Below are 6664 nucleotides of genomic sequence, written 5' to 3' on the forward strand. Positions count from 1 at the left end.
CCCGATGAGCCAGAGCACGCCGCCCACCGCCGAGCGGACGCCGAGCGTTGATCAGTTGACCCTCGAAGAGAAGGCGTCGCTGACCAGCGGCGCAGACTTCTGGACCACCAAACCGCTGCCGCGGCTGGGGGTGCCCTCGATCATGATGACCGACGGTCCGCACGGCCTGCGCAAGCAGCAGGGCGCCAGCGACCATCTCGGCCTGGCGGCCAGCGTGCCGGCCACCTGTTTCCCGCCCGCGGTGGCCCTGGGGGGAGCCTTCGACCCCGAGCTGGCCGAGCGGGTCGGGGTGGCGCTGGGTGTCGAGTCGGCGGCCAACGACGTCGCCGTGATCCTCGGCCCGGGCATCAACATCAAGCGTTCGCCCTTGTGCGGGCGCAACTTCGAGTACTTCTCCGAGGATCCGCTGGTGGCCGGCGTGATGGGCGCCGGTCTCGTGCGCGGCATTCAGAGCCAAGGTGTCGGGGCGTCGCTGAAGCACTTCGCCGCCAACAACCAGGAGCACGACCGGCTGCGCGTCTCGGCCGACGTCGACCCGCGCCCACTGCGCGAGATCTACCTGCGTGGCTTCGAACGGATCGTGAAGCACACCCAGCCGTGGACCGTGTTGTGCGCCTACAACCGGGTCAACGGGGTGTACGCGTCGGAGGATCCGTGGCTGCTGACCCGGGTGCTGCGCGACGAGTGGGGCTTCGAGGGCGTGGTGGTCTCCGATTGGGGTGCTGTCAACGACCGGGTGGCCGGACTGCCCGCCGGGCTCGACCTCGAAATGCCGGCCAGTGGCGGCCGGACCGATGCCCAACTGGTCGAGGCGGTGCTGCGCGGACACCTCGACGAGGCCGCGCTCGACGTGGCCGCGGAGCGGTTGCTGCGACTGGTCGACCGTGCGCAGTCGCGACCGGCGGCGTCCGGCATCGACGCCGACGCCCATCACGCGCTGGCCCGCGAGGTGGCCGGCCGCTCCATCGTGCTGTTGAAGAACGAGGGCGACCTGCTGCCGCTCGACAGGCGGGCCGCGATCGCGGTGATCGGGGCGTTCGCCGAGCAGCCGCGCTACCAGGGCGCGGGCTCGTCCCTGATCAACCCGACCAGGCTGGAAGCCGCCCTGCCCGAACTGCGCCGGTTGAGCGAGGGCGAGGTGAGCTACAGCCCCGGCTTCAGCCTCGACGGCAGTGGCGACGCCGGGTCATTGCGCGACCAGGCGGTCGCGGCGGCGGCGGCGTCCGAGGTGGCGGTGGTGTTCCTGGGACTGCCGGCCGAGCAGGAATCGGAGGGGTTCGACCGCGAACACATCGACCTGCCCGCCGAGCAGCTCGAGCTGCTCGACGCGGTGCTGGCCGTGAACGCCCGCACCGTGGTGGTGCTCTCCAACGGTGGGGTGGTTGCGGTGCCGTTCGCCGACCGGGTGCCGGCCATCGTGGAGGGTTGGCTGCTGGGCCAGGCCGGCGGTGGTGCGACCGCGGACGTGCTGTTCGGGCTGGTCAACCCGTCGGCCAAGCTGACCGAGACGATCCCACTGCGACTGCAGGACAACCCCAGCTTCGGCAACTTCCCCGGCGAGTTCGGCCACGTGCGTTACGGCGAGGGGCTGCTGGTCGGGTACCGCTGGTACGACGCCAAACAGCTCGCGGTGGCGTTCCCGTTCGGGCACGGGTTGTCGTACACCACGTTCGACTACGGCCGGCCGACGGCCACCGTCGAGAGCACCGATCTGGTGATCGAGTTCGACCTCACCAACACCGGTGACGTGGGCGGCCGCGAGGTCGCGCAGGTGTACGTGTCGGTGCCCGGCTCGCAGGTGCAGCGCGCACCCCGCGAGCTGAAGGGGTTCGCGTCGGTGCAGCTCGGGGCGGGCGAGACCCGGCGGGTGCGGGTCGTGGTGCCGCGCGACGAACTGGCCTATTGGGATGTCCGGGTCGACCGGTGGGTGGTCGAGGGCGGTGGGTACGTTGTCGCGGTCGGCTCCTCCAGCCGCGACCTGCGGGGCGAGGCTACGGTGACCATCGAGGGCGACAAACAGCTGCAACGACTCAGCCTGAACTCGTCGGTGGGAGAGCTGATGGGCGACCCGGTCGCCGGACCGATCGTGCAACAGGCGCTCGCCGAGTTGATGGGCGGCGCTTCCGACGGCGACCAGGAGGTGCCCACGTTCGATGTGGGCATGGAGAAGATGCTGGCCTCGTTCCCGGTCGGACGCCTCGTCGGCTTCCCCGGCCTGCCGGTCACCCTGGAACAGATCGAAGGCCTGATCGGCCTGGCCAACCTGGGGCGCTGACCGGGGTCCTTCACTGGGCACCGGGCTTTTCCGTCATCCCGGGCTTTCCCGTCATCCCGGGGCCACCCGGAATCTCGCCGGACGCCCCTGTCGAGGCCCCGCACTGCCGCGGGTCGAGCGTGGCGAGACGCTGCATCGTCAGCTGAACAGCAGGTACCCGGCGACCGCCATCGGCAGCAGCCCGATCAGCACCAGCGGGTGGTACGGCTTGCGTCGGTTCAGCAGCAGGACGACGGCGGCCCCGGCCAGGCCGACCACCCCGGTCATCACCCACAGGCCGATCACCGAGTCGGGGGGCAGTTGCTGGCGCGCGGTGGTGACGACGTAGATGCCCAGCACGCAGTCCACCATGCCGATCACGCCGCCGACCAGGAAGGACACCAGTAGCCGTTGGACGAGGTCGAGGCTGTGGGTCTCCGACTCGCTCATCGGTCGCCGCTCGTCTCCCATGTCCGTCCACGCCATGGCACAAATCTAGTGGCGGGCGAGTGTGGCTCGGCGCGGTGACCAGCGCGGCGGCGTCCGGGTCGGCGACCGCCGGGCTGTGCACGCCGCGTGCGGCGTCCGGCGCGAGCGCTACCCTGCGCAGATGACCTCCGCTCAGCACAGGCTGCCCGCGGTGAGCGGATCTGAGCGCCGCGCGTGGCACAGTCGGTGACCGATGGGCATCCCGACCACGAAGGCCGACCTGCTCGCCGTCATCGACGACGGCTACCGCCGGTTGTGCCGCGAGCTGGCCAGGGTCCCGGCCGAGCGGGCTGCCGAGCCGACCATGCAGGGACACGTCCAGGGCACGACGATGAGCCCGTCCGACCTGGTCGGGTATCTGATCGGGTGGAACGAGACGGTGCTGTACTGGCTCGCCGAGCAGGACGCCGGGCGTCAGCCCGCCTTCCCGGCGCCGGGTTTCGGCTGGGACCAGTTGGGCGAACTCGCCCAACACTTTTACGCTCGCAGCGCCGGCCGGTCGTGGCCGGAACTGCTCGGTGATCTCGCCGCGGCGAAGGACCGCATCGTCGGCCTGGTCGAGGGTCTGGATGACGACGCGTTGTACGGGCGGCCCTGGTACGCGACCCACACGCTTGGCCGGATGATCCAGTTCAACTCGTCCTCGCCGTACGCGAACGCGCGGCGCAGATTGCAGGCCTGGCTGCGCCAGCAGGCGCCCGGCGCCGCACCGAACCTTCCACCGGGTTGAGCCGCGGGTGCTCGTAGGGTTGTCGAATGCTTGCCGGGCTGGTGGACGCCGTCGCGTCCCTGCGTCACCGCATAGGGGCGGGGGACGACCCGTGGTGCGGCATCGTCGAGGGCCTCGTGCTCGGACTGATGGCGCAGTGGCGTCTCCGCAGCACCGGTGAGCCTGCCCTGGCGGGCTACGGCGGCATCTGCGTCCCGGTGATTCGCGACGACTCGACCCCGGCGATGCTCAAGGTCAGCAGGGTCGAGGCGCCGCGCGATGTGGAGAACGAGGTGCTGGCACGGTGGGGCGGCAGGGACGCCGTCCGACTGCTCGAGCGTGACGACGAGCGGCACGCACGGCTGCTCGCGCGGTTGGGCCCGCACACCCTGACCGAGTCGGTCGATCCGGTCGGCGCGATGGAGGTGGCGGGCCGGCTGGCCGCCCGGCTCGCCGTCTCCCCGCCGCCCGGGCTGCCCCGGTTGGACGCAATCGCGGCGGAGGTGGCCGACACCATTGACAGGTCCACGGCGGCGCAGCGGGCAGTGTTGACGGCAGCGGACGTACGGGCCGCTGCCACGGTCTTCAGACAGTTCGGCACCGACCAGCCCGAGACCCTGCTGCACGGCGACCTGCAGGGCAGCAACGTGCTGCGCGACGCGGAAGGCGGCTGGGTCGTCATCGACCCGCTGGGCATGGTGGGCGAGCCCGCCCTGGAGGCGCTCACCATGCTGCGCGACCGCTGGTCGCAGTTGCCGAGCAGCGCCTCACCGCGCAGGCAGCTGCTCCGTCGACTACACGCCTTCGCCGACGCGGCCGCCGCGCCTCGCGAGCGCGTCGTGGCCTGGACCCACGCCCGCTGCGTGCGGGCGGTCGTCGACGGTGTCGCCGACGACCGCGGGCTGCACGCCTGGACGGCCCGACAGCTTGGCGCTTGAGCCGCCGGCAGGAACGGTTCCGGATCGACTCGCTCCGAGCGGGGGAGTGCTCGCTCACCCACTAGCGATTTCGGTCACTGGCACGCCGCCGCGATCGCACAAGTCGGCGACCACTTCGGCGGGGCAGCCGTGTCTGGGTCATTGGCGAGAGAGGACTTGAACCTCCACTCTCGGGTGCTGCAAGTGGCTTCTGACAAGGTGTGATGGTTGTTGATCGCCATCATGGACTCCTTGTCGTGGGGAATGCGTGGGGAATGGTCGCTCCAAGTGAAGGCCCCGTGTGATTCGTTGCCAGTGAGCCTACCCAGCAGACGACCGGTGCCTTCCCAGTGGAGCAGGGGTTGAGCATCCGCTCATGCCGAGTTGCGGATGAGAGGCGGACAGGGCCGCTGTCGAGCTGCTCGGGTTGGGCAAGCGGATGATCCTTGGCCGGGATGCGCGCAGCGAACCGGAGTCGCATGTGCACCAATGTGGGTCACCTCGGGCACCAGCACCTGCTGTGTGACCAAAGTTTCGTCGGTGAAAGCCGCAATACGAGGGCGTTAGTCGCCGTCAATGTGCGGCTCGTGGGTGTGTGTCCGGCATGCTTCAGCTATGTGCAGGAGCTCGGACCAGTACGGACAGTTGACTGTGCACGGAGAGTTCGATCCCGATGCCGTCACAGAGCAGCTGGGGGTCGCGCCAGCCAGGATCAACCGTGCTGGAGATCCGACGCCGACCGCTGGCCTGCGCGACGTCCGGAGCATTTGGGAGTGGAGGACGCCGACCCGATCCGGACCCTTCGCCGATGACGTGGCGCTTGAGGTGCTGGACCAATTCGAATCGAGGGCTGACGCACTGACGAGGCTGGTTGAGCCGGAACTGAGCGGCGCTACTCTCTCGATCGTCGTCCGAATGGCTGTGCCGTCCGACCATCCTGGTAACGACCTGTCGCCGGCGCCCACTCTCATCTTCTCGCCCGACATACTCGCGCGGATGGCGGCACTCCCCGTCACCCTCGCCATACTCCCGTACGTCTACGTTTCCGATGAGTTGCCTGACGACAACGATCCATTGGACCCACCCTCGGAATAGCGCATCATCACGACCACTCAGATTGTCCCGCTGCGGGGTGGTCGATAACGCCAAGGAGTCGGGGGATGTCAGCTGGTGGTGATCAGCCAGCCGAACTCGGTGGCGAAGTCGTCGAAGCAGGGGTGGCAGACCCACCGTTCGAGGCGGCGCTCGTTGACCTGCGTCACCATTCCCGCTGTCAGCACGTCGGTGTGGTCGGCGATGAACTGGGCGTGAGCGTTCGAGAAGTGCGGGTCCATAAACTTTGCCGAGCACATCTCGCAGTGGTCGTGTTCCCAGTTCTCCTCAAGGGCTCGATAGTCACGTTGCACGAACACCGTGCCCACGGGCAGGTATCGCTCTTGGCCCAGACGTCGCCAATCCCCGAGGTCCATGGCCATGACCATGACCATGACCATGACCATGACCATGACCATGACCACAGGGTATCGCCGACGCATCACGAGGCCGCTGTGAGTGCGCCCGGAAGCTATCCCGGCTGTCTGGGCGGGGCGGTTGAAGCGCGGCTGTCGCTAGGGCGATCGTGTGGTTCGTGCGCTGGGCGATGAACGATTCGATGGCCTCTGTCGTGTGCGGGATGGGACGTTTGCCTGACTTGGAGATGCTGCCCCCGGAACTACTCTGTGAGGCAGTCAACATGCAGTTGGGCGTCGACGTTCAGGCAGACCATCGGCGCCCCCCGGCTTGCAGTACCGGACTACTACCAATCGAGATTCAAGCTGCCATCATCGATGGACAGCCAAGTATACGTCGCATCGATAGAATGTAACCCCTGCTCTCTCGATAAAGCTCTGAGAACGGATAGTGCACGGCGATGGCCTATAGCAAACTCGGCGATCGCGGCCAGGTTGCGGCCGATCCGGGTCAGGTTGGCCACCACAAGAGTGTCACGAACCCGCAGTGCCTGCAGCGCACTCTGGATGCCGTCACGTCCAGGCCCGCCAAGCGGCCCTCGCCGCCGGGTGTGGGCACACCAGCTAGGCGACCTGACACCAGCTAGGTGTATCCGGCCATCACGTTGGTGGCAGGCGGCTGATCGGGGGGTGTCCTCCGAGTGCGCTGTGGCGTCGTTCAGTGTTGTAGTGCTCGATCCAGGGCGCAAGGGCCGCTTGCCGTTCGGTGTTACTGGTGAAGGCTCGTCGGTAGGCCCACTCGGTGGCCAGGGTGCGGTTGAGTCGTTCGACCTTGCCGTTCTGCCAG

At 68.4% G+C, this 6664-nt stretch carries 8 protein-coding genes; 4 read left to right on the forward strand and 4 right to left on the reverse strand.

The window, feature by feature from the left end; all coding sequences use genetic code 11:
- The first annotated feature begins 4 nt into the window (after positions 1 to 4).
- Positions 5 to 2275 (forward strand): glycoside hydrolase family 3 C-terminal domain-containing protein, encoded by a 2271-nt coding sequence (locus tag OIE40_RS05090; protein ID WP_264700616.1) that lies wholly within the window; start codon positions 5 to 7, stop codon positions 2273 to 2275.
- Positions 2276 to 2413: 138 nt separating this feature from the next.
- On the opposite strand, the gene OIE40_RS05095 is transcribed toward OIE40_RS05090, so the two are convergent.
- Positions 2414 to 2704 carry a hypothetical protein gene (locus tag OIE40_RS05095; protein ID WP_264700618.1) on the reverse strand — a complete coding sequence of 97 codons (291 nt, stop codon included), beginning with the start codon at positions 2702 to 2704 and terminating at the stop codon, positions 2414 to 2416.
- A 232-nt stretch (positions 2705 to 2936) separates the two neighbouring features.
- Between OIE40_RS05095 and OIE40_RS05100 the strand changes: the two genes are divergently transcribed.
- The 3 genes from OIE40_RS05100 (at position 2937) to OIE40_RS05110 (ending at position 5464) form a co-directional block, all read left to right on the forward strand.
- A complete protein-coding gene (locus OIE40_RS05100) occupies positions 2937 to 3473 on the forward strand; it encodes a ClbS/DfsB family four-helix bundle protein (RefSeq protein ID WP_264700620.1) in 537 nt (178 codons plus the stop codon).
- A 26-nt stretch (positions 3474 to 3499) separates the two neighbouring features.
- Positions 3500 to 4390: an aminoglycoside phosphotransferase family protein gene (locus OIE40_RS05105; RefSeq protein ID WP_264700622.1), complete on the forward strand. Its 891-nt coding sequence runs from the start codon at positions 3500 to 3502 to the stop codon at positions 4388 to 4390.
- 594 nt (positions 4391 to 4984) lie between these two features.
- The gene (locus OIE40_RS05110) at positions 4985 to 5464 is read left to right on the forward strand and encodes a DUF4279 domain-containing protein (protein WP_264700624.1); all 480 of its coding nucleotides are present in this window, start codon (positions 4985 to 4987) and stop codon (positions 5462 to 5464) included.
- A gap of 68 nt (positions 5465 to 5532) precedes the next feature.
- On the opposite strand, the gene OIE40_RS05115 is transcribed toward OIE40_RS05110, so the two are convergent.
- From OIE40_RS05115 to OIE40_RS05125, 3 genes are all read right to left on the reverse strand, one after another.
- Complete coding sequence (locus tag OIE40_RS05115) at positions 5533 to 5880, reverse strand: hypothetical protein (protein ID WP_264700625.1); 348 nt, start codon at positions 5878 to 5880, stop codon at positions 5533 to 5535.
- A 284-nt stretch (positions 5881 to 6164) separates the two neighbouring features.
- Entirely contained in the window at positions 6165 to 6341 is a 177-nt protein-coding gene (locus OIE40_RS05120; RefSeq protein WP_264700627.1) for a hypothetical protein, read from the reverse strand.
- Positions 6342 to 6477: 136 nt separating this feature from the next.
- On the reverse strand, positions 6478 to 6664 hold a 187-nt coding region (locus OIE40_RS05125), incomplete at its 5' end, for an integrase core domain-containing protein (RefSeq protein WP_264700629.1).

The organism is Micropruina sonneratiae (assembly GCF_025972045.1).
GTDB lineage: Bacteria > Actinomycetota > Actinomycetes > Propionibacteriales > Propionibacteriaceae > Micropruina > Micropruina sonneratiae.

What these genes read in the sequence shown, in the direction of transcription:
- OIE40_RS05095 (WP_264700618.1), bottom strand. Translation starts at nt 2,704, where the DNA reads ATGAGCGAGTCGGAGACCCACAGCCTCGACCTCGTCCAACGGCTACTG.
- OIE40_RS05110 (WP_264700624.1), top strand. Translation starts at nt 4,985, where the DNA reads ATGTGCAGGAGCTCGGACCAGTACGGACAGTTGACTGTGCACGGAGAG.
- OIE40_RS05100 (WP_264700620.1), top strand. Translation starts at nt 2,937, where the DNA reads ATGGGCATCCCGACCACGAAGGCCGACCTGCTCGCCGTCATCGACGAC.
- OIE40_RS05105 (WP_264700622.1), top strand. Translation starts at nt 3,500, where the DNA reads ATGCTTGCCGGGCTGGTGGACGCCGTCGCGTCCCTGCGTCACCGCATA.
- OIE40_RS05115 (WP_264700625.1), bottom strand. Translation starts at nt 5,880, where the DNA reads ATGGTCATGGTCATGGTCATGGTCATGGTCATGGTCATGGCCATGGAC.
- OIE40_RS05090 (WP_264700616.1), top strand. Translation starts at nt 5, where the DNA reads ATGAGCCAGAGCACGCCGCCCACCGCCGAGCGGACGCCGAGCGTTGAT.